This is a genomic window from Gammaproteobacteria bacterium (assembly GCA_041395445.1).
Lineage (GTDB): Bacteria > Pseudomonadota > Gammaproteobacteria > Xanthomonadales > Marinicellaceae > NORP309.
This window is the reverse complement of record JAWLAO010000005.1, coordinates 173,255-199,386: the sequence shown is the minus strand read 5'-3', so window position 1 is coordinate 199,386 and position 26,132 is coordinate 173,255. Positions and strand designations below refer to the sequence as shown.

Sequence of the window (26,132 nt, the reverse complement as noted above, 5' to 3'; positions counted from 1 at the left end):
AGAGAAAAATAATTGAACAACATAACCGCCATAGAAAACCTCATCAAAGACCCAAATCTGCGCAAATTGGAGTCTCAATTTGGTGGTTTTAATGAAAGTGAAGGCAGACAACGGTTTAGCATTCAATTTAATTGGGGTATTACCGAATGATTATTAATTTGAGAATCTGATGTTAAAAAGAATAGAGCTAAAAGGTGAGCAAAAGAAAGTGTTGTTCCTTCCTGCTGAAAATCCAATTCAAATTAAAGGAGTAGCAGGAAGCGGTAAAACTACGGTAGCATTATATCGAGCGATGCATTTGTATGAAACTGGTGCAAATATGTTTAAGGATACCAATATTGCTATCTTTACTTATAACAAAACACTGTCAGCTTATATTGAAGCATTATTGCCCGAAATACAAAGCGACAGCCAAAAAACAAGAAATGATTTTAAAATAAATGTTACTAACTTTCATAAATGGGCATTTCATTTTATTGGTTTAAAGGGCAATCAAACCTTAGATCATTGGACTCGAATAAAATACATAAATGATATTCGCGTTCTCTTAACGTCAAGTGAGAGTAATGTATTAAATAAAAGCCCTGAGTTTTTTTTAGATGAAATTTCATGGATAAAAGGTAAATTGTTTAGTGATTCTACTGAATACTTTGAGGCGCCAAGAGTTGGAAGAGGAACATCAGACCGAGTAACTAGGAAAGATAAAATAGTTATTTGGAATGTATTTGAACGTTATCAAAGTAAATTGAAAACTTTAAATAAAGTTGACTATGATGACTATGCTATTCTAGCAATCAAAAAAATTGAAAATGACCCTGATTTCAATCCACCATTTACACATATTGTAATTGATGAAGCTCAAGATCTAAATAAAGCACAAATCATTGTAATCTCAAAGTTGGTGGATAGTTTTACCAACAGCCTTTCAATCATTGCTGATGCAGCTCAACAAATATATAAAAGTGGATTTGTATGGAGTGAGGTTGGGATTAATGTCAAAGGTGGCAGAACCATTGAATTCAAAAAAAATTATCGAAATTCTATTCATATAGCTAAGGCAGCCCTATCTCTTTTAGAACATGAGCCAGACCAGTCCGAATTTACAGTTGCGGAATCTGCATTAAATGGAGGGGAAAAACCAAAAATTGCATACTATTCATCTGTGGATGAACAATATAGTTGTTTAGTTGAACAACTTAATTATTTGAAAAATATTAATAGCATTGAAAGTACTGTAGTTCTTCACCGAACAGTTAATGGGGTAAATCATATTAATAATTATTTAATTGATTGTGGATTCAAGACTGAACTTATTAAGACAAGCTTGCCAGTCAACTATAACAGTGAAAGTATAAAGGTTTGTACTATGTCATCAATTAAAGGTCTCGAATTTAATAATGTGTTTGTAGTTGATTTAAATGACAATGTGATACCATGTTTACAAGGATTTAATGAAGAAGACGATGAATACCATATTTCAACAGAAAGAAGGCTGCTTTACACTTGTATGACAAGGGCTAGAAAACAATTATATCTGTTTTCCAGTGACTATAACCCATCACGGTATTTGAATGAAATTGATGCTGATTTGTTAGTTAATATAGGACCAATACAATCTTAATACGATTAGGAATGTGAGTTTTTTAAATGATGAATAAAAAAAACGAATATAAAAAATTTAAAGTTGAGATTGAAGATAGAGGTATTGAATATCTTATTCATTTTACGCCAACTATTAACTTATACAGCATCCTTGAACAAAAAGAGATTCTTTGTAGAGCAAAGTTAGAAAGCTTAGACATTGAAAAGTATGATGTCATGGACTTTGTGAAATTTACTGATGACAACAGGTTTGATGATACAAATTATATAAACTTATCAATTTCCGGTCCAAATGACTTTTTATTTTCAAAATTTAGAGAAAAAACTTTAGAAGATCCTACAATCAGTTGGTGTATCCTAAAAATTGATTCTAAATACATTTATGCTAAGGACACTTTGTTTTCTGTAACCAATGCTGCATCTAATGCCGCTAAAAAGCAATATGGAATATCAGGGGATTTTGAAAAATTCCAGGCAATGTTTCAAAATCAAATAAACATTGAATCCAACAATAGTTCTAGATTTGTAATCAGAAAACAAACAAAAGACATGTTTACGACTGATCCTCAAGCAGAGGTGTTAGTGAAAAACTCAATTTCAACAGATGACATTTTAAAAGTTTGTTTTGAAACACAAGAGCAATTAGCGAATGCTATGGCTGCGATGTCTTCCTTTGATACAGGCAACTTTTTAGTTGATAAGGATATTTTTTCACCTATTCGATCAAAATGAATACTGAAAGTAAATATATAGCCAGTCTTAAACTAGCGGCAATTGGAGATGCTTTAGGCTGGATGACAGAATTTGAAAAATCTAAGCAGTCACTTGAAAATAAGTTTAAAACTGATTTTATTGATACATTTAACTACTGGGAAAAGAACGTTGGAGGCCGTTTTCATGGATACGTGGATAAGTTAGAAGCTGGTTCATATTCGGATGATACTCAGCTTCTTCTATCTGTGGCTCGTTCTATAAAAAATGACGGCACTGTTAATCAAAATTATTTTGCTAAAAATGAACTTCCTGATTGGTTATTGTATTCTCGAGGGGCTGGTAGAACCATTAAGAATGCAGCACGGAAAATACAAAGAAAATCTGCAGATTGGAATAATAATTTTTTCACTTTTAAGGTGGGGAAAACAACTATAGATTACCGCGAAAGCGGTGCAAATGGTGCAGCTATGCGGATTTTACCCATAGCTTTGGCCAATTTTGATAAATCTGAAGTAATCAAAGAAGAAATATTTTGTAACAGTATTGTAACTCACGGACACCCAAGAGCTATTTTAGGTGCAATGCTTTATGGATATTCAATAGATTGTATTTTAAAAATTATTCCAGAAAACTTTAATTTTACTTCTTTCTTAACAGAATTAGGTAAAGACATGCATGATAAGTTTTCAATAGATTTTATAGAAAATAAACGACTTCAAAATTGGGAGGCTGAGTGGAACAAAAAATCGAAATTATCATTTAAGGAGTTGTTTAAAGCTGTGATTAATGAAACTCAAGAGTTTCTAAGAAAAATTTATAAAATGTTAGCAAACAATGTTTCAGATTTTGAAGTTTTAAAGTCAATTGGGTGCTATCAAAATGAAACCAAAGGTTCTGGTACTTCAACTGTATTGGCTGGTATTTATTTTGTTTGTAGGTATGCAAATAATCCAATTAAAAGTATTGAAAAAGCTGTAAATTCAATTGGTACTGATACCGATAGTATTGCTGCGTTCGCAGAGGAGTTTAATGGGCGCTCACATGGAGAGTCTGTTATTCCATCTAAATGGAAAAGTGTACAGGATTCTGATTACATTAATCATGTGGCAATTCGTTTATTAGAAATATCTGAACGGCGAGCAAATTTGCAGAAACAAACGGAGAAAGAGAATGCAAAAAATATTTCTGAGGTTGACAGTGACTCTTATATTGTAAATGAGAGGGTTTTTCTTGAAACTTTAGGTGGTGGTATCGTGAAGTCTATTGATAGACAGAAACCACTTACTAAAGGTAAATACAACCTTATTTTGGATGTTGAGTTTGATATTGGACAGTTCTGCAGATTTGCTAAATTATTAAATATTGAAGAAATTAAAAATGATGTTTATTTTGAGGCTTCAAATAAAGAATTTGCCTCAATAAATAATTTAAATTTAGATGAAAACACCAAGAAGCAAGTTGAAAATTTTATGCGGACAATAAATACAGAGCAACAAAAAGAATTGTACGAAATATTAAGTCTATTAAAGAAGTAGATGTACCAGTACCCTTTAAAAGGTAAATCAACAAACAAAGAGAATTTAATTGGAAGACAAAACCGCCATAGAAAACCTCATCAAAGACCCAAACCTGCGTAAATTGGAGTCTCAATTTGGTGGTTTTAATATCTTTGAATCCATAGGCGCTGTTCGCAGGGAATTACGCCATTCAGACTTTTTAGCTTTTTTACTCGACCCTTCTGCCAATCATCAACTTTTTGATCGTTTTATTAAGCCGTTTTTATTTCGAGTCGCAGAGAAGACTGATGCTGTCTCAGTCATTGATATAGACCTGTTGAACTATGATGACATTCAAATTCGCAGGGAGTGGAAGAACATTGATATATTGATTGTATCTGAGCAGTCTGAGTTTGTTTGTGCCATTGAAAATAAAATTGATGTGGCGAGTCCAAGGATCAGTTGGGAGATTATTTTAAGGCAGTTAAGAGTCACTTTCCCAAATGTAAAAAGCAACTGTTCGTATTTTTAACAAAAGAAGGTATAGATGCTTCTGATGATAATGCTGACACCTGGATTTCATTTTCCTATTCAGAGGTGTTCGATACCCTGAAACAATTATTAAATGAACACAAAGAAACAATAGGCCAGGACATCCACTTTGCCATCAGTCAATACAAAGAAATCATAGAAAGGCACATCATGACACACACTACAATCACAAAACTTTGCCAAGCCATTTACAAAGAACATAAACAAGCACTGGATTTAATCTTTGAGAACAAACCTGATGCATTATTAGAAATAAAAGATCATTTGGAAAATCACTTAAAGGATAAGTCAGCTTATTATGGTATTGAGGTTGATCACAGCACCAAAACTTATGTTCGGTTTTCTGCAAAAGACTGGAATCAAAGTAAATATCCTTTTTTAAGATGCAAAGACAGTAAATGGACAGACTCCAGGCATGTTTTATTGTTCGAAATAGTTAATAGGTCTCAAAGGATTGTGGTCGATTTAGTCATTGGACCAACTGATAAAGCACATGTAGGCTTCAGACAGGCCGTTTTCGATGCCATAAATAAAGCCGGAATCAAAAACAAAAACATAAAATCCTTAGCAAAAAGGCACAGTCATGTGACACAGTTTGATCTGATAAACAAAGAAATCGACTTTGATAATATCGAAGAGGTTAAAAAGGAGTTGGATAAGAAACTAAAAGATTTTTTTACGGTAACTGGTGATAAGCATTTCCAAAACATTGTGAAAATAGTTAATGGTGTTATTGAAAGTTTTGGTTAATGATATATGAGTGAAATAAATAATTTTTATCAATGTATTGATGATTTGAAATCGAAAATAGGGGTTTATCAACTTTCCGAGGTGAATGGTCGCATGAACTGGCCAACAAGAGGTGTTTATTTCTTTTTTGATGATTATGAAGCATCAAATAGTTTACGTGTAACCAGAGTTGGTACTCATGCTCTGAAAGAAAACTCAAAATCGACATTATGGAAGCGATTATCACAACATAAGGGTGTTGTAAGTACAGGAGGAGGTAATCATAGGGGGTCGATTTTCAGATTATTAGTGGGAGATGCTATTTGTAAACAACAGGGATTGGACTTCCCGAAGTGGAGTATTGGTAGCTCAAGCACAAAGGAAATTAGAGATTCTGAAATTGAACTGGAGAGGCAGGTAACATCCTATATTGAAAAATCCCCTTCACTTTCTTACCTGTAAATGATGAGGCCAGTCCAAACAGCTTTAGAAATTATGTTGAAAAAAATTCTATTGCATTACTTAGTGGTAGCAGTACCGATGGTTTTTATGGTGCATCAAAAAAATGGCTTGGTTTGTACTCAAGTCGCCCAAAAGTAATCCAATCAGGTCTTTGGAATCAAGTTCATGTTGATAAGCAACCTGAGTCAAATTTTGTTGATATTCTTGAGAATTACATTAAAAAAGTTGATAAAGGGAGAATCAGATGAAAATAGTTATTCAATGTGCAGGGACTAAACACAATTGTGGATCTTTTGTTAATGATAAAGGAAAAGAAGTTGTATTTGTGGCTCAGCCTACTCTATGTGAAGATAGTGAATTTTATAGCTTTCAAAAACCGGATGATTTGACATCAAATGGTAAATCTTGGCGAGACAAATTGTTTGATTATAACCTTAATGAATACAACACAAATCCGCTTAATTTTTTAAAGGCATATGAACTCTATAGACCTTCAGCATATAAAAAACTAATTGATTTTTTGGGAGAAGAAAATGTTTATATCTTGTCTGCTGGTTGGGGATTGGTGAGATCAGATTACTTATTGCCTGGCTATGACATTACTTTTTCCGGGAGCGCTGAAAAGTCGAAAAGAAGGAAGCAGTCAGACAAATACAAAGATTTTGTTTTTTTGGAGGAAGACTATTCTGGAGAACTGTATTTTCTGGGAGGAAAAGACTATCAAAAGCTTTTCGTTAAATTGACTAATCATATTCCTGCTAAACGAACATTAATTTACAATTCGGAGAAACCATCTAGTTTCAAAGGTATAGAAACAATAAGTTACAAAGTCAAACAAAAAACAAATTGGCACTACACATGCGTGGATTCAATAATCACTGGTAGTTTTGTTTTGTGAATAAACGCGGTCAGAGTCAATTGACTAAAGTTATTGAGATATATGCGTATCGTCCATGATACTTACCCTCGTCCCTGAGGGCTTGCGTGAAAATTCTTTCCAGAAGAATTTTTCTCCATGCGCTTCGCTTTGTCGATATGACGAGACCAATTAAGAATGGACAGTGATAATTACTAAATGCAAATTGTTAATTGAAAAACACACCCCTGCCCCCTCTCGAGAGGGGAAAAATAAGAAGTGTACTCGTACAAATTATTAATTACACATTACTCATCATTCATTGCACATTGTTGATTGTTAATTGATAATATACAACCTATGACCACCCAACCCGAACACATCCTTGAAAACAATCTCATCACGCAGTTGGTGAAGTTGGGCTATGAGCGGGTGAGTGTCACTGACCTTCCCCCCAAAAAAAGAACCATGACAAGGATGAGATTTCCAATTAAACTACAACGCAGGAGATCTCAAAATGAAGAAAAAACGATTTACAGAAGAACAAATAATCAGAGCTATCAAGCAGCATGAATCCGGAGTGAAGGTTGATGACATTTGTCGCCAGCTTGGAATTTCCAACGGCACTTTCTACAACTGGCGAAGCAAGTATGCGGGATTGGAAGTTTCAGAAGCCAAAAGGCTCAAAGAATTGGAACATGAAAATGCTAAATTGAAAAAGCTACTGGCTGAAAAGCTTCTTGAGAATGAAGCAATGAGGGATGTTCTCTCAAAAAAGTGGTAAAGCCTGCTGGTAAAAGGCAGATAGCCAAACACATGAAGAAAACCTTTCATCTTAGTGAAAGGTCATCATGTAAATTGGCAGGCATCAGTCGGAGCGGTTTCAGATATCATCATAAATCTGACAAGGATAAAAGTATCAGATTACGTTTGCTGGAATTAGCTAAAAGGCATCCCAGTTATGGCTATTTGTTTTTACACAGTATTCTAAAAACAGAGGGTTTGGTTTGCAATCGCAAGCGGACTTATCGTATATACAAAGAGCTTGGCTTGCAAGTACGGACACGAAAACGAAAAAAACTGGTTCGGCCAAGGTTGCCAATGGTGATGCCTTCATCAGTGGATATGAGATGGTCTATGGATTTTGTCAGTGATCAACTGGCAAATGGAAGACGGTTCAGGGTACTTAATGTCATAGATGATTATTCTCGTCAGGTTATCGGTCAGCTGGTTTCATTCTCAATAAATGGCCGTCAAGTAGCGGATTTTTTAGACAGACTGATTGATCAGAGAAAGAAACCGAATCAGATAACATGTGATAACGGCACAGAATTTACATGCAAGACCATGTATTACTGGCAACAACAAACAGGAGTAAAGTTGGGCTTTATTCAGCCTGGAAAACCAATTCAGAATGCATTTGTTGAAAGTCTGAACGGTAAATTCAGAAGTGAATGCCTGAACCAATATTGGTTCAAAAATATAGAAGAAGCCAAAGAATTAATCATGCAATGGAGGAATCATTACAATACAAAAAGACCACATAGTTCACTAAATTATTTATCACCGGTGGACTTTGCAAAACAGGCAGCATAAGATGAAATTCTCATCCAAAATCTGGTATTAATTCGGGGGGAAGGTCATCACCAATGATGCGGAGTTGGTGGCGAATTTCAAAGTTCAATTAGAACGCTTGAATGAGGTCAAATTATCTGACCATGAGTTCAAGCAGATTCTGAACAATATCAATAAGGGCAGTATTTTCAATCGTGCCAAAATCCTGCGGGATCGGGTGACTTATACCGATAGCGAGGGTGAGACACGCACGGTGCAGTTGCTGGATGGGTTTCATCCTCAGAAGAACATCTTTCAGGTCACGCAACAGGTGCGCATGCAGGGGCGTTATGACAACCGTTATGATGTGACTTTGCTCATCAACGGTTTGCCTTTGGTGCAGGTGGAACTGAAACGCCGCGGATTGGAGGTGAAGGAGGCGTTCAATCAAATCAATCGTTATGAGAAGCATTCTTACTGGTCGGGGCATGGTTTGTTTCAGTTTGTGCAGTTGTTTGTTATCAGTAACGGAGTCAACAGCAAGTATTTTGCCAACAATGCGATAGCTTCACGATCTTTTAAGCAGACCTTTTACTGGACCTCCCAGGACAATAAGCTCATCACGAATCTCACTGACTTTGCAGCTGAGTTTATGCAACCGCATCATCTGCTCAAAATGATCAGTCAGTATATTGTTCTCAATGAGACCGAAAAGATGCTGATGGTGTTGCGACCTTATCAGTATTACGCCACCGAAGCGATTGTCAATCAGGTGAAAAATTCTGATGATTACGGTTATATCTGGCACACCACCGGATCAGGTAAGACACTGACCTCTTTTAAAACGGCGCAAATTCTGACCGCCCTGCCCGCAGTTCATAAAGTGGTGTTTGTGGTGGATCGCAAAGATCTGGATTATCAGACCAGCAAGGAGTTTAATAATTTTGCCAAAGGCAGTATTGATGCCACAGAAAACACAGGCACTTTGGTCGGACAATTGGCAGATGATACCCGCCTGATTGTCACGACCATTCAAAAGCTGAATAATGCCATCTCCAAATTTCAATTTTTGAATCAATTGCAGCATTTGCAAAAGGAAAAGTTGGTGTTTATCTTTGATGAGTGTCATCGCAGTCAATTTGGTGCGACTCACGGCAAGATTAAAGAGTTTTTTGAGGCTTCTCAGATGTTTGGCTTTACCGGAACGCCCATTTTTGAAGAAAACGCCATGACCAATGAGATGGGCAAGCGCACCACGGGAATGCTGTTTGGTCAATGTCTGCACAAGTATGTCATCACCGATGCGATTCGGGATGAGAATGTTTTGAAGTTTTCCATCGAGTACATCAATACCTTCAAACAAAAACAGGATATCTTTGACGAAAAGGTCGAGGACATAAATGAAGAGGAAGTGTTTAACTCCCATGCCCGGTTGAATCTGGTCACCGATTACATCATCGAAAATCATCACCGCAAAACACACAATAAAACCTTCACTGCGATTTTCTGTGTGTCCAGTGTAGAGATTTTGATTGAATATTATCAGCTGTTTTTACAGAAAAAAGCCCGGGGGGAACACAGTCTCAGACTGGCAACCATTTATTCCTATCAAGCCAATGAAGAAGACAAAAATGCTTTGGGTTTGGGTGAATCCGATGTGGATTTTCAGGCTCTGAAAGCGGCTGAAGAAAGCGGCAGTTATTTTTCTCACAGCCGTGACCATCTGGAGCAATTTATTGGTGAGTATAACAATCAGTTTAGCACCAATTTCACCACCAAAGATTCCAAATCGTTTTACAACTATTACAACGATATTGCTAAGCGTGTCAAAGACAAGCAGATTGATGTTTTGCTGGTGGTGAATATGTTTCTCACCGGTTTTGACAGCAAGCATTTGAATACACTTTATGTCGATAAAAACCTGAAATATCACGGTTTGATTCAGGCGTTTTCACGCACCAACCGTATTTTGGATGAACTCAAATCCCAGGGCAATATCGTTTGTTTCCGTAATCTTAAGGGAGCCACTAATGATGCCATTCGGCTGTTCTCATCTCTGGATAACAAGGATGAAATCATTATGCCGCCATATGAAGATTTTATCGATGAATTTAACAAGGCGTATGCGAATTTAAGAGCTACAGTCAGCGATGTGGATGATGTCAATGAGTTGCTTACTGAAGAGGAAGAATTTGAGTTTATCAAGGCCTTTCGTGAGCTGATGCGCATCAGGAATGTGCTTGCCAGTTTTACGGATTTCAGTTTTGATGATTTGCAGATGAGTGAACAGACTTTTGAGGATTTCAAGAGCAAATATCTGGATTTATACGACAAAGTTAGAGGTCATAAGAGCAAGGACAAAGTCTCAATACTGGATGATATCGACTTTGAACTGGAACTCATTCACCGTGATGAAATCAATGTCACTTACATTGTGAATCTGCTGAAAGGCCTCAAAGACACACCGGAAAACGACAAGGAAACTGAGATAAATAAAATTCTGGATGCCACGATGGGTGAATTGGAATTGCGCAGTAAAAGAGAGCTGATTGAAAAGTTTATCAACAAACACCTGCCCCTGATCTCCGATGCCGAATCAGTACCCGATGCCTTTCAGGAGTTCTGGGAATCTGAAAAGCAACGCGCCATCAAAGTCTTCTCCGAAACCGAACACCTTGACCCGAACAAGTTGGAGTCAGTTATCGGAGATTTTCTCTACACCCAACGCGAACCCCTGCGCGATGATGTCATCGCCATGATGAAACAACGCCCCAAACTGTCCGAACGCAAAACCACCGCCGAACGCCTGATCCAAAAAGTCACCGACTATGTTGATACTTTTATTAATGGGATAGGGATGTGAGATTGAATTATACAAACCTCAAACAATTGCATAAAATCTCTCTCAAGTGGATCCCTGATACCGATTCAACGGCTGTGTTTTACTCATCTGATCAGGGTTTAGTGAAATGCTTTGAGGTTGAGGGTCAGGTGTACTGGACAGAACCGGGTGATGTTGTGAGGATAACTCTTGAAAATGGCAAACCGTACACTTTGGAGTTTACTGTATTTGAGGCTGAAGAGTTTGGCTTTCTGATTCCATGTGGTTTTAGCAAACACATCTCCAGATATGAAGGCTTGCGCTGTGATCCGAAGAATCTGGAAAAGCTTGAGGAAATTGAAGGATTTTATGCTGCCGGATATGAAGACAGCAAAGTTATTTATCAATGCAAAAGTTGCCGGCAGAAATGGTTGGTGCACAGGCAATATGATTCACAAAGCTACAATAAGCACTCTTGTACTGCTGTGGATGAATAGTGTGGGTTTTGTCAATCTGTTATAGAAAAAGCACAGTCGCTCTGTTAAAGTACGCCTCCCACCACTACTGGTGGAATAAAACATTGAGAACATTATGAAATTTTCCGAATTGGGTTTATCTGACCCTCTACAAAAAGCAGTTTCAGATCAAGGATACACCACTCCTTCACCGATTCAGGCAAAGGCAATTCCTGCTATTTTGAAAGGCAAAGATGTGATGGCGGCTGCACAAACCGGGACAGGTAAAACTGCCGGTTTTACATTACCCATTTTGGAATTATTAAGTCAAGGTTCAAGAGCCAAGGCTAATAATGCAAGAACACTGATTCTAACCCCGACACGCGAGCTAGCAGCACAAGTTGAATCCAGCATTATCACTTACGGTAAATACATGGAGCTGAGCTCAGCAGTAGTTTATGGTGGTGTCAAAATTAACCCTCAGATGCAAAGGCTATGCAAAGGTGTTGATATTTTGGTCGCGACTCCGGGGCGTTTGCTGGATTTGTACACTCAGAATGCAGTGCGCTTTGATGATTTGCAAGTCCTGGTTCTGGATGAAGCCGACCGTATGTTGGATATGGGCTTTATTCATGACCTCAAACGCATCATAAAATTATTGCCTGAGAAACGCCAAAACCTACTGTTTTCAGCCACTTTTTCCAAAGATATCCGAAAGCTGGCTCAGGATTTTACTCATAACCCTACAGAAATTTCAGTAAATCCACCCAACAGTACTGCAGAAAAAGTCTCTCAAGTCGTTCATCCGGTGGATAAAATACGCAAACCCGAACTGCTGATGCATTTGATTTCGCAAGGACGATGGCAACAGGTTCTCGTGTTTTGCCGAACCAAACACGGAGCCAATCGTCTGACAAAATATCTTGAACAATATGGTATCAATGCAGCAGCTATTCATGGAAATAAGTCTCAGGGTGCCAGAACCCGTGCACTGGCTGGATTTAAGGAAGGAAAAATACGAGTCTTAGTGGCAACTGATATTGCCGCCCGTGGAATTGATATTGATCAGTTACCACACGTTGTTAATATGGATTTACCCAATGTTCCTGAAGATTATGTGCATCGCATTGGTCGTACCGGTCGTGCCGGTGAAGAAGGTGAAGCTGTGTCATTGGTCAGCGCCGATGAATTTCAGCAATTGTTTGATATTGAAAGACTAATTGGCAGAAAGCTGAAAAGAGAGTATGTTGATGATTTTGAACCCAGTCATGATGTGCCACAATCTAAAGAAGTTGTAAAAAAGACAACGACTCAACCCAAAAAGATAAAACGTCCTAAGCCAAAGAACTTTGTCAAAGCTTCCGTCAAAGCCAAATGGGCGAATCGGTCGGAAGAAGAAAAAAAATCCACAAAGGATAGTAGCAAGAAAGCTAAAAAGAAAACTCCGAACCCCTGGAAAAAGTCCAAATCTGAAAATGATGCCGGGCGCAAGACGACTAAGAAAAAAACCTATAAATCAAAGCGAAATTCGCCAGCAAAGCCTTCTTTTACTAAGCATAGAACTTCCAAGCCTAAAACTAAGATTAAAAAACCTTAACTGGCAAAGGAGGAAATCAGTGCAATCTGGAACAATGGATTTTCTCTTATATTTATACCAGTCCTTTAAGAACTGAATCTGTATCCTATTATTCATTGCAGATTAGTAATTATTAATTGATAATGGATGTTATATGATGAAGCATGCCATAAAACTCAATGATTTCCTCTTCGAATCCGCCCCCAGTTTCAATATAAATATTGTAGTCAAGAGTCTGAAATGCTAGGAATATTGTTAATCTTATTGCTGTCATGGGCGTTATTACATTTCATTGCAGAAAAAAATTTAATGGTTTTGGGGTCAACTCCTGTGCCGTTGAGATTGTTGCAGTTTGTTTTAGGTTTTGTACTTTTATTTGTATTGAGCCTGATTACGGTAATGACGGACACTTTGGTTTATTCCATTCAATGGCAGCAGGTTATCATTAACCCTAATGCTCTTTTTCAATCGTTCTGGTATTATTTGAAATCAGCTCTTACCGAAGATTTAGTTTTCAGAGGGGCTATATTGTATCTCTTGATTAGAAAATTGGGAGCAATCAAAGCCATTGTGATTTCTTCAATAATTTTTGGGGCTTATCATTGGTTTTCCTATGGAATGTTCAATGGAGAAGTCAAAATCATTGCTTTGATTTATGTACTTTTACTGACTGGTTTGATTGGAGCTTCGTGGGCATATACTTATCACAAAACTCAATCCATCATCATGCCATTAGGTATGCATACCGGTTCAAATTTTGCAATGAGCCTATTTTTTCAAAACAATCCTTATGGCGAAATGATTTTCTCACAGGTTTCTCGTGTTGAAATCAATGAATGGATGAACCTTTTTTATTTATTAACGAAAGCAGTTCTATTACCATTGTTGGTCGTTGTCATAGTCACTCATTACACCAAATTTGAAGATAAAACGTAAACTTAATTTATGTCAGAAAAACCCCAAAACTCCCCTGCTCTTTTGCAAGATATCAAAGTTCTCGATCTCAGCCGAATTCTTGCCGGTCCTTGGGCAAGTCAGGTTTTGGCAGACTTTGGGGCGACGGTGTGGAAAATTGAGAAGCCCAATGTAGGTGATGATACCCGTCATTGGGGACCTCCCTATTTGGACGGAAAGTCGAAAGATGAATCACTTTCAGCCTATTTTATTGCCACAAATCGTGGAAAGCATTCCGTTTGTATTGATTTCACCCAAAAAAAAGGACAAAGTTTAATTATGGAATTGGCTAAGAAAGCTGATGTTCTAATCGAAAATTTCAAAGTTGATGGTTTGAAGAATTATGGACTGGATTATCAAAGCCTTTACGAAATCAATCCGCGTCTAATTTATTGTTCCATTACTGGTTTTGGTCAGAACGGGCCGAAAGCAAGTGAAGCAGGTTATGATGCCATGATTCAAGCAACCGGTGGTTTGATGAGTATCACGGGTGAGTCTGAAAAGATTGGAGGAAAACCCCAAAAAGTTGGCGTCGCCGTGACCGATTTAATGACCGGAATGTATGCAGCAACAGGAATTCTGGCAGCTTTGAATTATCGCAATCTGACCGGATTGGGACAACATATTGATTTGGCATTATTGGATACTCAGATTGCTATGCTTGCCAATCAAGGCATAAATTATCTAGTGAGCGGAAAGATTCCGCAAAGACATGGAAACGGACATCCCAACATCGTGCCTTATCAAACCTTTAGTTGTAGTGATGGTGATATTTTATTAGCTGTTGGCAACGACCAGCAGTTTAAAAAGACCTGTGATGTTTTAAAAAGAGATGACTTGGCTCAGGATAACCGATTCCAAACAAATAGCGGACGAGTCATTCACAGGAATATTTTAGTCTCTGAACTGGAACAATCCTTTCTCACCCAAAGCTGTGAATACTGGCTCAAGTTATTAAAACAAGCAGGCGTTCCCTGCGGACCTGTGAATAATATTGAGCAAGCTATGAACGACCCCCAAGTCAAACACCGAAACATATTGTTTGAATTTACAGATAACAACCAAACAATTCCGCAAATCGCCAATCCACTGAAGTTCTCAAAACAGGAATTGTCATATCAAATGCCACCGCCGATATTGGGAAGCTCGACCAAAGATATTCTTACTCAAGAACTAAAATTGTCTGAAGCAGAAATTGATGAATTGAGAGGTAATGGAGTAATTGGGTGAATCAAATGAAAAAAGTCTTTTACATATTAATCACTCTATTACTCATTTATTCCAAAAGCGGCTCAGGACAACCATGTGTTTGTACATTATTAGGTTGTACCAATGGAATAGTCATTCAATTAAAAATTAATATGCTCAAAGAAGAAAGTGGAATTTAGGTTATTTTTTGATAAAAATAAGTTATGGATTCAACAACGAAGTGCAACAAAATTTTTATCGAAGTTGAAAAGTAAGATGTGATGTGTTGCACTTGCAGTTGAACTTCCAAAAAAGAGATTGCAAATGTCACACTATTCACATCTTACTGAAGCAGAAAGATATCAGATATCAGCTCTGCTGAAAACTAATTGTAGCAAAACTGAAATAGCAAACATCTAAATCGTCATAAAAGCACTGTAATTCGTGAAATTAAACGCAATACCGGACTTCGAGGATACAGACCCAAACAAGCCAATGTAATTTGCGGTTAAACGGAAATCTGATAATGCCAATAAAATAACCATTCTGTTGGGCTTATGTGACTCACTTTAAAGAAAAATTCTCCCCGAACAAATCAATGGTCGTTTAAAACTCGATGGTTGGGATGGTGTACCCAGCATCGAAAGAATCTATCAATTCATTTATGCTAACAAAGAGAACAAAGCCTCATTGCTTAAACACCTGAGATGCCAAAACAAAGAAGAAAACGATACAACTCCGGTCAAACCAGACGTGGGATAAGCAACCGCGTAGATATTGATAAACGTCCTATGGTTGCAAATAATCGTTCACCTTGGAGACTATGAAGGTGATACAATTATTGGCAGCAAGCACAGAGGAGCACTACTGACTCTTGTTGACAGAAAATCCTCGAAGTCAAAATCAAACCATTGAACCGAAAACTGGCAACCGATGTCAGTCAAGCCTGTATTGAAAAGCAAGGATGAAATCCTGCCCTGACTTTGGATAACGGTTTGGAATTCGCAAAACACGAAATGATTAGTGATACTATCGGAATAAACAGCTATTTTGCCAAACCTTATCATTCCTGAAGAGAGGCAGAATGAATGAAAATACTAACGGTTTAATCAGACAGTATTTCCCTAAAAACAAGACTCTTGATCAGTTATCAGAAAACGAAGTTCAGGCTGTTGAAGACGCTTTGAACAACAGACCCAGAAAAAATTAGGCTTTGTAACTCCCCTTGAAATGCAAATCTAGAAACTGGAGTGTTGCACTTCGTTGTTGAATCCAGCAGTTATTGATAGAATTTTGATACTGTTCAAGAGTATAAATTAGTGAGTAATAATATTTATCTTGATGATTATTTCATAAATAGTACTGTTGATTTTAACATAAGAGATGGTGATTTAATTTCATCAAGGCCAAAAAAGCGAGCATAAAGATTTACTACGATGGTGAATTAGTAAATGAAATGAAAGAAGCCAACTTAGAATGGAAAACAGAAGTGTGTAATCACTGTGGTGGCAGTCCAGATTGTCATGATGACATGTGGAACGCAGCGTTTTTGGAGATTGAGGCTCCAATTTTAATAAACAAACAAAATTTGTGGTTGTCAATTGATAACTTGGAATCAGTTTTCTAATGGAATCACGACATGTTTGGCCTAATATACAATTACTCATTACACATTACTAATTACTAATTACTAATTACTAATTACTAATTGACATTTATGCTCCCCATCCTCTACCAAGACGAACATATTGTTGTCATCGACAAGCCTTCTGGATTGTTGGTTCATCGATCGTTGATTGATAAACGCGAAACACGGTTTGCTTTGCAAATGACACGAGATCAGATTGGTCAGTATGTTTATCCGGTCCATCGTTTGGATAAGCCCACTTCAGGAGTTCTGGTAATGGCCTTATCTTCGGAAGTTGCAGCTCAATTGACCGAACAATTCACTCAAAAACAAGTGAGTAAAAAATATGTCGCTTTAGTCAGAGGTTATACAGATGATAATGGAACAATTGATTATCCTCTGCAAGAACAACTGGACAAAATAGCGGATAAAAATACTAAACCAGATAAACCGGCACAGGATGCAGTAACACACTACAAAACTTTATGGAAAGGTGAAGTCCCTATACCTGTTGGAAGATACTCGAGTGCTCGTTATTCTCTGGTTTCCTTAACTCCTGAAACCGGTCGCAAGCATCAAATCAGAAGACACATGAAGCATATCTTTCACCCGATTGTTGGAGATACCACACATGGTGATGGCAAACACAATAACATGTTTAGAGAACAATTCGCTTTGAGTCGTTTACTTCTGGTTGCCAAAGAAATCAGTTTTAATCATCCTGAGAGTGGTGAATCTATTACCATTTCAGTCCCATTAGGAGACGAGTTTGAAAGAATCCTGGCTGAGCTGAACTGTTCTATTCGATTGAGCTAAAGATATTGCTCAATACTTATTTCTCTGGCTGAATTATTCGCTTTCTTGATTTGGGAAAGAATGTCATCCAAAATTTCTCTCGTCATGAGTTTGCCATTGAGTATGACCGCGTTGATAGAACGGGTGTTTTTGATATCAAGTAGTGGATTTTTATTAAGAATCACTAAATCTGCCCGCATTCCTTCAGCAATTTGACCTGAATTAAACCCCATCCATTGTGAAGGAGCTAATGTCGCAGAGTGTAATATTTGAGAATTGCTGAGCCCGGCATTTGATAAAGACTGAAACTCATCATGCATGGAAAAACCGGCAATTGTTCCAGCCGTATTTGAATCAGAACCCGCCAAAAGAGTCACATCATTATCAACCAATGCTTTGGTCATGATATAAATTGCTTGAACATAATCATCAGTAAATTGCCTGGAGATTTCTCTGTCCTCAGCTGATAAATCACGAACTTGTGACTCATAACGATTGGAATCGGGCAACCATCCGGATGCAAAAACAGAACCTTCAATCACTCTTGGGTTTTCATACTCCAATTCGATTGTCTTTAAAAAATTTTCCAAATCAAATCGTTGTTGTGGTAACGATTCCATGAGCCAAACAGTTGTTGATATACTGATATTTGCGGCTTTTACTTTTTTTGCAATATCATCCGTATTGATATTCAGATATTGCAGATAAGAAAGATTCTTTCTATCATCCAGGGCGTTATATTGACGCATGGAACCCTTGACCAGTTCTTCCAGATGAGCAAGATGAGACTGTCCGGAATGGAAGATTTCATCGAGTGTAACCTCTTCAGGGATATGACCACTAACGGAAAACTGTTGTTTTGTTGCTTCTTCAACCATGGCAAAATAACTTTCCCTGTTCAGATATTCATAGGCTTTAATAACATCAAAGCCTTGTTCCTTATAATCATTAACTGCTTCACGGGCTTGTTCAGCTGCATTGATTCCCGGATGCGAACCAAACCAGCTACGAACTACTGACATGAATCCATATTTTGAATTCAATCCACCGTTTGAGAGAAATATTTGCGGACTGATTGCACCGTTTTTTGCATCTTTTCTCCATTCCAGCATTTCAGGGTGCGAACTGAGTATGGCAATTTGTGTGACTCCGTTAACAACATATAACAATAAATCGTTTTTACTATTATAAGTATGTGAATGAGTGTCAGCTAATCCGGGGATTAAGAATTTCCCGCTTCCATCAACTTTAGTGTAATTACCTTGGACTTGTAGTTCACTTCCAATTTTACTAATCAGTCCATTTTTTATAAGTACCGTCTGGTTATCCAGCATTTCACTGGAATCATTTGAGAGCACCGAAATATTGGTGATAGCAACAGGAGCATCTGAAATATTAAATTGGGATACATCAACAACTGAAGTGTTTAAGCCATTTTGATGTTTAACCTGTGAGTCGATAAAAACCTTTGTCCCAAAATATGCCAAAACCAGAAAAATGATGATGTATAACAAGGTTTTTTTAAAAGTTGTAAATTTCATAAGATATAGCTTTCAATAATTCAAAAAGCGCAAATATTACGAAAATTGGTATTTCATACCTCCCAAATCATGTTTTGAGAGTAGAATTTTAAGAATAAAATTATTTTTTGGAGTCCAAATAAGCTTTGGGAGTCATTCCTTCAAATTTTTTAAAGGCACGATAAAAACTCGCCTGTGAGTTAAAACCACAATCCAAAGCAATATCTAGAATAGTTAGATTATCCGATTCCTGCAATTTCGATTTAACCGCATCAATGCGAATCGACGATGTATCCAGTTTATAACCTTTAATACCAATATAATAAATTGAAGCAGCTAGCTAGAGACTGAAAATTTTCCAATGATTAAAACCCTGTACGGGGTTTTCAATAGTCAAATCAATGATTTCGTTGATTGTAAGAAAAAGTGCCGCCAACCCCATAGCAATAATAACTGTTTTCAACCATTGGAAAATCATTTCAACCTGTTTGAGTTTCAATTTATTGGTTTTGGTTCTGAATCGTAAAATGACCTTCAATCCTAAAAATGCATAAGCAATACTTGATAGGATTATCAGGTAATCCTCTATTTCATTGACCTGATGATAATAAAAAGTGGCAACAAGCTGGCTCTGTTCATTGATAGTCTCAATCTGGAATGAAATAAAATAGATGAACAAGTTATAAACCAAGTAAACTCCAGGAAGGATGAAATGAACCAGAGAGCTATTTTGCCACTTAAACCCGGCTTCAGTAAGAGACCTGATATAAAGATAAAAAAAAGGGGGAACAAATAGCTCCCAACCCAAAGGAATATATCTAATATGAGGAAAATTGGATAAGCCAACATTATGGAAAATGATACGAAAACTGACTATGCAAAGAAGAATCAGGGCAAGCCCGAGCAAAATATTGCTTAAATTAGCATGCTTGGATTTTAACAATAAGATACTCGTAATTAGTCCTTGGGCGATACAAGCTAATATGACTAAATCAAATACCGAAAAAATTGGGGACATTTATCAAAGACAGTTTTTAACTAATTTGAACTGACTACTTTAACAAGAAAAACATAGAATACAAGATGTACCAGAATATTCAATAATAGCAAGTTAGCTCTGCAATGTACATTGAATACTAAAATAACAATTGAACCATTTAAATATTATTTCAAAAGTAACGCACCATCAATTGAAACAAACTCGCTAGCAGCATTAACAAGTGACAAGGCCGTCAAACTTTCAACTCCATAAACTTCAACTCGTTTGTCGTTATCAAGTTTGAGTTTATTGACTAACAAATCAAAATCACCGTCTCCAGAAACCAAAATCACAACATCAGCATCTTTTGAGTATTCCAGCGCATCTATGGTGATGCCGACATCCCAGTCGCCTTTAGCAGTTCCATCGGATCGTTGGATAAAGGGTTTGAGTTTGACTTCAAAGCCGATGGCGCGAAGTATGTTCTGAAATTCTTTTTGTTTTGCATCACCGCGATTAATCGCATAGGCAATGGCTTTAACGACTTGACGATTTGAGGTTGCCTGTTGCCAGAATTTGTTATAATCAAAGTTTCTACCAAAAGCCTGCTTCGTTGTGTAATACACATTCTGAACATCAACAAATAAAACAACCTTTTCCATCAACGATTACAGAAAATTAGTCTAATAATCAAATCCGTTTGCAAATATCAAATCAAATTCACCTATTGTTACTGGTTGCGACATTTCTGAGGTGTTACCATTGGCGTCGGTAACAGTCATGGCTACATACATTCCATCGTCGTAATCACTGGTTTGGTAAAAATATAAAAGATTGTGAGTGGCTGCTGGAGTCATTATCGCCTCACCACCAAGATATTTTCGCCCTTGCATGGATTCGCTGACATCCGTCGAATAAAATGTTATCCACAATGGATAGGCTGCATTGGTATCACTGGCATCAATGGAGGCAGATATTTCCAAAATATAGGTCATCAAAAATTCATCATAGGATGTCTGATAATCAAGAATTTCAGCTGTATTCATCAACAAATTGGCACCTGAATCCGCATCATCGGTATCGTTAGGGTTTTGTCCGTCATTATTGGTTGAACCATCACGAATGATTTCAATGGCCAGATTCCTGTTTCCATACATGCTGTTTCTTTCGATAATATTGTTTGCTGCTAATGCCCCTGTCAGCATCACTCCATTATCATTATAAGCTATGGTATTTATGTATGATGCCGAATCGGCATCTCCAACCCTGTTTGCTGAACCATGTTCAATGATGATTCCACTATTTGTATTTCCCAATCTTACAGTTCCCGTTAAATCGGTTCCGATAAAATTACCCAGAACTTCATTATTATCAGAGAGATATATACGAATACCTGTTGCATTTGCTGAAATCACATTGGGACTAATGGTATTGTTTCCGTTGATATCTCCGATTCAGCTATTACCGGCTGATTCGCCTAAAAAAGCGATGCCTGATGCAAAATTACCTCCATCAGAAACTCCATCTTTAAAAGTTCCTATAAAATTTCCAACAATAGAATTCGAGTGTGGTTTCGTTAAATTACGCCGGATTACACGCTGGAAAATCACCTCCATAAAACAGAATACCATCCATTTGCATAATGTACCGGAAATTAAATTTCCTTGATTGCTGATGTTCCTCCATATTATATTGTGGCTGTACAACCCAAAACATAAATTCCATTGGCCCAATTATTATTTAACCAGCTAACTTGCATTCCAGTTTCGTCTGTTCCGATAAAGTTACACTGGATTCAATCGTATTATTGCTACTGTTGTATAATTGCAAGATTATTAAAAACTTCGATATTCAATCCTTTAATCGACAGAACCATCTAGAACCAGTTGCCAGTTTCAAACCGCAGCGATGCAATATCTACACCATCGCCTTGAATAACGACATGATAGTTGCTGAACGAGTTTAAGGAATATCCTAGATTGCATAGTGAACTATTTCCAGGTTGAGTTAAACCATCAATATACACTTGTGAAGTGATATCAGGAAGTGCCGACTTGTCTGCTGTATTTATATTGATAGTACAGATATTATTGACCATCACATCCATTTGTGATGTTGAAAGTCAGATTAATGATCCAGTCGTATTATTAGCTTTCTTGAATCGCTGCTCTGAGCGTGCATTCCGGTTGTCCTCCAATGGTTGAACCTGTATCTACATACATTGCCATTAAGCACAGATGCATCCGGACTATCACCGGTAGAATTTACGGTAAACACAGTACTTCCGGCAAAGACTAACATTTGAAATTAATAACAAAAAGTGACAGTCGTTTCATAGCTTTTGGATTGGTTATTATTAGAGTTAGAGAATAAATATACATGAAATACATTTTCCCAATGCATTATATATTTACTACTTTTAAAATTGCTGCTATTTGATTGTGTCAAAAATGCCTGATGTGCAAGACGTCCAACTGTGATTGCATTCACAAGCCATATCAAACTGAATCTTACTCCAAAGACTGCAAAAACTCGTAAACTTTTAGTGAAATAACTAACCGCATTAATAAACACAAGCTGAGTAAAGACATCACCACCACGGTATATTACCGTGTCCATAAAATTCTTGAATTTGTATTTGATATTTTTATCCAATCCGGTGAAAAGCCAGTCTGTTGGTGGTTTCATCAAGCCATAGGCTCCGCTTCGTTGCAATATAATTCCTGCCAAAACAATTTGTAAAACAGGAACCGCACCAAAAACAATGAAAGCGAAAATCATTATGGTCGGATAAATACCGAGGATTTTATGAATTTTAATTTTCTGTAATAAAAACGGCGTTAATATCAACTGAAAAAACAATGTCAGCATATTGGTAAACGTATTTACGTTGGCAAAAATTGCAGTCTGAGTGTCTTTATCAGCATAATTTTGACGAATATACTCACCTTGTAATGTATAGAAAATTCCTCCAATCAACACTGCCATCACTGTCATAATTGCCATTTGAGTCAATAGCTTAGAACTAAATGTTAATTTCAATCCTTCTAGCGGACTTCCTCCCAAAGGAGCTTCTTTATTGACAGTTGATTCATTGGCGTATTTTCGGATTTTAATCACAATCAAAATACAAACAATCAAAAATCCGGCTGATACCAGCATCATGTTGATAGTGCCTATTCTTTCCACAAGAACTGAGGTGATAATTCCTCCACTAATTCCTCCGGTACTGCCACCGGCGGCAATCACTCCGAATAGCCTTTTACCCTGCTCCTTGTTATAAACATCGGCCATAAAACTCCAAAACACAGAGACAACGAACAAGTTGAACACGCTGACAAATACAAAATAGACTTTTGCCAATGTGATATTTTCCGTACCAAATTTCTGAAATGTCGCCCAAAATATAATCATCAGAACGGTGAAAAAACCGTAAATAATCGGAATGAACTGCTTTCTCGAATATTTAGAAACGATCTTTCCATAAACAGGTTGCAATAACAGCATGACAATGAATGTTGCCGAAAACAATACATCATAGATTTCACGCCCACCGGCAGTAACACCCATCGTTTCGCGAATCGGTCGAACCACAAAATAACTGGTAAGAAGGAAATAAAAGTACAAAAACGACCAGATTAATGGAGCCCACTCCTCTTTTTTAACCTGAGATTTGAAATAATTGGCAATATTATTGATTGACATATTGATAATGCACCCTCGAAGTTATCTGACATAGTAGCACATAAGGAATGGTATTGGCATTTTCTGCGACGATTTCAATCGGTAAAGAAGCTGTATCTTCATCACCCCAAATCAAAACCGAATCACCAATTTTGACATCTTTCATTTCACTGATATCAATCGCCATCATATCCATAGACACACGACCGACAATTGGAGCTTTTTGATTATTGATTTTAACATAAGCTGATTTTGATAACGACCACGGGTATCCATCACCATAACCAATTCCGATGATTGCCACTTTCATATCGAATTCGGCAATATAGGTTTGTGAATAACCGATACTCTCGCCGGATTTGATGTCTTTAACAGCAATGACATTGGTTTGTAATCTCATTACCGACTTTAAATCGTAATCCTCTGCCATGGTTGTCTCAATCGGTGAGACGCCAAACAAGGCCAACCCGACTCTGCACCATTCATCTTTTAAATGATTGCCATGCAATAAAGCGGAAGAGTTCGATAAGGATAATTGCTGATTGGTATGAAATTTAAGAAATTTCTCAGCTTGCATTTCAGTAAAATTGCTTTGCCTCAGATTAGCCGATGCCAAATGACTCATTAAAATCAACTCATCAACCGCCTCATGGGATTCCATTAATTGAATGGCTTCTTGAAATTCCTTTTCGCTAAATCCCAGTCGGTTCATACCGGAATCAAACTTTAACCAGATATTTAATTTTTTTCCTTTGCAATCAATTTGTTGCAATAAATCAATCTGCTGTTGCTGATGAATCACACAGTCAAAATGATTCTCAATTGCAACTTTCAGTTCATTTTCATCCAGATAACCTTCCAAGAGCAAAATTCTGACATTCTTTCTTACTTTTCGAACCAAAAGAGCTTCATCAATGGTTGCCACACCAAAGCATTCCGCTTTATCCAGTGCTTTGACAATCTGTTGAAGTCCATGACCATAGGCATCAGCTTTAACCACCAAAACCAACTTTCCGGGCGCCATTTCGCTGAGAACATCAAAATTATGACGCAGATTATCGAAATTGATGATTGCTGTTGTCCCCCTGCTCATGTGTATTTAATCCTTGTTTAGACTATCGTTAGTGATGGGTAACATCATCAATACCAATATCGTTGACAAAATTCTCGAAACGTGTGAACTCGCCCCTGAATGTCAATGGAACCATACCCGTCGAACCATGTCTGTGCTTGCCGATGATAATTTCCGCCTTGCCTTTATGCGGAGAGTCTTCATGATAAACCTCATCCCGATAAATAAAGACAATCAAGTCAGCATCTTGCTCAATCGCACCGGATTCACGCAAATCCGACATCACAGGTCGCTTATTGGGACGTTGTTCTAACGAACGATTCAACTGTGACAAAGCAATTACAGGCACATCCAACTCTTTTGCCATTGCTTTTAAAGATCGTGAAATTTCTGAGATTTCATTCACACGATTTTCGGAGCCTTTGATTTGCATTAATTGCAGGTAATCGATTACGATTAAATCCAAACCTTTTTGGGTGCGTTTCAGACGTCGGCAACGAGCGCGAACCTCCATCGGTGAGAGTGCCGGCGTATCGTCAATGAACAGTTCTGCACCGGATAACAGCATTTGTTGTTGAACAATTCGTGGCCATTCATCATCTTTTAAATCACCAACTCTTAATCTTCCCGAAGGAATTCGTGACAATGACGACAAAATCCTCATCGCCAATTGAACCGATGACATTTCCATACTAAAAACAGCAACTTTTTTATTGTGTTTAATCGCCGCTCTTTCGACAATATTCATAGCAAAAGAGGTTTTACCCATTGCCGGACGACCGGCAATAATCACTAAGTCAGATTTTTGTAAGCCATTGGTTTTTTTATCAAAATCGGTGAAACCGGTAGGAATTCCAGTCATTTCGCCATCTGATTCTGACATTTCATGTATGTTTTCAATGGTTTGCTTCAACAAAGTTTTAATATCAGTCAAACCACTTTTTGACTTTAAGGTTTGCTCGCGAATACCAAAGACCTCTTTTTCAGCTTCTTCAAGCAATTCATCGCTGGTTTTACCTTCCGGGTTAAATGCATTCTCGGTCAAATCGTTGCCAATTTGAACCAACTTCCGCATCACTGATTTTTCCCTAACAATTTCCGCATAGGCTTTGATGTTGGCAGCGCCGGGAACATTACTGGCAACTTCAATTAAATAATCTTTGCCTCCGGCTTCTTCCGTCAGTTGGTGTAAATCCAACCACTCACCAACTGTCACCACATCACAAGGTTTGTTTTCACTGCTAAGTGCATGAATCGCTTTGAAAATAATTGCGTGATCCTGACGATAAAAATCATCACTCGACAATAAATCTGCAACTTTATCCCATGCGTCACTGACCAGCATCAATCCGCCGAGAACAGAGCGTTCTGCATCATCGGATTGAGGAGGAAGTTTGAGATTATTTACTTTTTTGTTTTTATCTTTACGAAAATCAGCCATGGCGGTATTGTAACTAAATTTCTCTGAAATGCTGAAAAGAATTTGTCTATTTCAA

Annotated in this window: 25 protein-coding genes and 1 pseudogene; 18 read left to right on the top strand and 8 right to left on the bottom strand. The window is 37.5% G+C overall.

What is annotated here, in order from left to right; translation table 11 throughout:
- Positions 1-12: 12 nt before the first annotated feature.
- From R3F25_10125 to truC, 17 genes and pseudogenes are all read left to right on the top strand, one after another.
- Positions 13-150, top strand: a complete 138-nt coding sequence (locus tag R3F25_10125; GenBank protein MEZ5497161.1) for a hypothetical protein — start codon at positions 13-15, stop codon at positions 148-150.
- Positions 151-169: 19 nt separating this feature from the next.
- Complete coding sequence (locus tag R3F25_10120; protein ID MEZ5497160.1) at positions 170-1,621, top strand: 3'-5' exonuclease; 1,452 nt, start codon at positions 170-172, stop codon at positions 1,619-1,621.
- Between the two features lie 26 nt (positions 1,622-1,647).
- On the top strand, positions 1,648-2,334 hold the full coding sequence (locus tag R3F25_10115) for a DarT ssDNA thymidine ADP-ribosyltransferase family protein (protein ID MEZ5497159.1): 687 nt from the start codon (positions 1,648-1,650) through the stop codon (positions 2,332-2,334).
- Positions 2,331-3,851: an ADP-ribosylglycohydrolase family protein gene (locus tag R3F25_10110; GenBank protein ID MEZ5497158.1), complete on the top strand. Its 1,521-nt coding sequence runs from the start codon at positions 2,331-2,333 to the stop codon at positions 3,849-3,851. The genes R3F25_10115 and R3F25_10110 overlap by 4 nt, the downstream gene beginning before the upstream one ends.
- A gap of 49 nt (positions 3,852-3,900) precedes the next feature.
- A complete protein-coding gene (locus R3F25_10105; protein ID MEZ5497157.1) occupies positions 3,901-4,344 on the top strand; it encodes a PD-(D/E)XK nuclease family protein in 444 nt (147 codons plus the stop codon).
- Positions 4,275-5,114 (top strand): hypothetical protein, encoded by an 840-nt coding sequence (locus R3F25_10100; GenBank protein MEZ5497156.1) that lies wholly within the window; start codon positions 4,275-4,277, stop codon positions 5,112-5,114. The genes R3F25_10105 and R3F25_10100 overlap by 70 nt, the downstream gene beginning before the upstream one ends.
- 6 nt (positions 5,115-5,120) lie before the next feature.
- The gene (locus R3F25_10095; protein MEZ5497155.1) at positions 5,121-5,555 is read left to right on the top strand and encodes a hypothetical protein; all 435 of its coding nucleotides are present in this window, start codon (positions 5,121-5,123) and stop codon (positions 5,553-5,555) included.
- A gap of 244 nt (positions 5,556-5,799) precedes the next feature.
- Positions 5,800-6,453: a hypothetical protein gene (locus R3F25_10090; protein MEZ5497154.1), complete on the top strand. Its 654-nt coding sequence runs from the start codon at positions 5,800-5,802 to the stop codon at positions 6,451-6,453.
- 475 nt (positions 6,454-6,928) lie between these two features.
- Positions 6,929-8,007 (top strand): IS3 family transposase gene (locus R3F25_10085; protein MEZ5497153.1). Its coding sequence is split into 2 segments (ribosomal slippage): positions 6,929-7,181 and positions 7,181-8,007, totalling 1,080 coding nucleotides; the frame shifts between segments, so codons are not numbered across the junction.
- A gap of 67 nt (positions 8,008-8,074) precedes the next feature.
- Complete coding sequence (locus tag R3F25_10080; GenBank protein MEZ5497152.1) at positions 8,075-10,828, top strand: type I restriction endonuclease subunit R; 2,754 nt, start codon at positions 8,075-8,077, stop codon at positions 10,826-10,828.
- A gap of 2 nt (positions 10,829-10,830) precedes the next feature.
- Positions 10,831-11,283: a hypothetical protein gene (locus R3F25_10075; GenBank protein MEZ5497151.1), complete on the top strand. Its 453-nt coding sequence runs from the start codon at positions 10,831-10,833 to the stop codon at positions 11,281-11,283.
- Positions 11,284-11,377: 94 nt separating this feature from the next.
- Positions 11,378-12,838 carry a DEAD/DEAH box helicase gene (locus R3F25_10070; protein MEZ5497150.1) on the top strand — a complete coding sequence of 487 codons (1,461 nt, stop codon included), beginning with the start codon at positions 11,378-11,380 and terminating at the stop codon, positions 12,836-12,838.
- A 219-nt stretch (positions 12,839-13,057) separates the two neighbouring features.
- Complete coding sequence (locus tag R3F25_10065; protein MEZ5497149.1) at positions 13,058-13,753, top strand: CPBP family intramembrane glutamic endopeptidase; 696 nt, start codon at positions 13,058-13,060, stop codon at positions 13,751-13,753.
- A gap of 9 nt (positions 13,754-13,762) precedes the next feature.
- Complete coding sequence (locus tag R3F25_10060) at positions 13,763-15,001, top strand: CaiB/BaiF CoA-transferase family protein (protein ID MEZ5497148.1); 1,239 nt, start codon at positions 13,763-13,765, stop codon at positions 14,999-15,001.
- 5 nt (positions 15,002-15,006) lie between these two features.
- The gene (locus R3F25_10055; GenBank protein ID MEZ5497147.1) at positions 15,007-15,159 is read left to right on the top strand and encodes a hypothetical protein; all 153 of its coding nucleotides are present in this window, start codon (positions 15,007-15,009) and stop codon (positions 15,157-15,159) included.
- Between the two features lie 872 nt (positions 15,160-16,031).
- Positions 16,032-16,163 (top strand): annotated as a pseudogene (locus R3F25_10050) (IS30 family transposase).
- Between the two features lie 513 nt (positions 16,164-16,676).
- Positions 16,677-17,402: a tRNA pseudouridine(65) synthase TruC gene (gene truC, locus R3F25_10045; protein MEZ5497146.1), complete on the top strand. Its 726-nt coding sequence runs from the start codon at positions 16,677-16,679 to the stop codon at positions 17,400-17,402.
- On the opposite strand, the gene R3F25_10040 is transcribed toward truC, so the two are convergent.
- The 4 genes from R3F25_10040 to R3F25_10025 form a co-directional block, all read right to left on the bottom strand.
- Positions 17,399-18,922 (bottom strand): amidohydrolase family protein, encoded by a 1,524-nt coding sequence (locus R3F25_10040; protein ID MEZ5497145.1) that lies wholly within the window; start codon positions 18,920-18,922, stop codon positions 17,399-17,401. The genes truC and R3F25_10040 overlap by 4 nt on opposite strands.
- A gap of 319 nt (positions 18,923-19,241) precedes the next feature.
- Positions 19,242-19,919: a hypothetical protein gene (locus R3F25_10035; GenBank protein ID MEZ5497144.1), complete on the bottom strand. Its 678-nt coding sequence runs from the start codon at positions 19,917-19,919 to the stop codon at positions 19,242-19,244.
- Positions 19,920-20,065: 146 nt separating this feature from the next.
- The gene (locus tag R3F25_10030) at positions 20,066-20,542 is read right to left on the bottom strand and encodes an NYN domain-containing protein (GenBank protein ID MEZ5497143.1); all 477 of its coding nucleotides are present in this window, start codon (positions 20,540-20,542) and stop codon (positions 20,066-20,068) included.
- Between the two features lie 21 nt (positions 20,543-20,563).
- On the bottom strand, positions 20,564-21,295 hold the full coding sequence (locus R3F25_10025) for a hypothetical protein (protein ID MEZ5497142.1): 732 nt from the start codon (positions 21,293-21,295) through the stop codon (positions 20,564-20,566).
- 1 nt (position 21,296) lies between these two features.
- Here R3F25_10025 and R3F25_10020 point away from each other — a divergent pair, with 1 nt between their 5' ends.
- Positions 21,297-21,548, top strand: a complete 252-nt coding sequence (locus tag R3F25_10020) for a hypothetical protein (protein MEZ5497141.1) — start codon at positions 21,297-21,299, stop codon at positions 21,546-21,548.
- Between the two features lie 208 nt (positions 21,549-21,756).
- Here R3F25_10020 and R3F25_10015 read toward each other — a convergent pair whose 3' ends face one another.
- From R3F25_10015 to dnaB, 4 genes are all read right to left on the bottom strand, one after another.
- Positions 21,757-21,978 (bottom strand): hypothetical protein, encoded by a 222-nt coding sequence (locus R3F25_10015; protein MEZ5497140.1) that lies wholly within the window; start codon positions 21,976-21,978, stop codon positions 21,757-21,759.
- 209 nt (positions 21,979-22,187) lie between these two features.
- Positions 22,188-23,585 carry an MFS transporter gene (locus R3F25_10010; protein MEZ5497139.1) on the bottom strand — a complete coding sequence of 466 codons (1,398 nt, stop codon included), beginning with the start codon at positions 23,583-23,585 and terminating at the stop codon, positions 22,188-22,190.
- Positions 23,572-24,657, bottom strand: coding sequence for an alanine racemase (gene alr / locus R3F25_10005; GenBank protein ID MEZ5497138.1), 1,086 nt, complete (start codon positions 24,655-24,657; stop codon positions 23,572-23,574). Before alr ends, R3F25_10010 begins: the two co-directional genes overlap by 14 nt.
- Positions 24,658-24,685: 28 nt before the next feature.
- Positions 24,686-26,077, bottom strand: a complete 1,392-nt coding sequence (dnaB, locus tag R3F25_10000; protein MEZ5497137.1) for a replicative DNA helicase — start codon at positions 26,075-26,077, stop codon at positions 24,686-24,688.
- Positions 26,078-26,132: the final 55 nt, after the last annotated feature.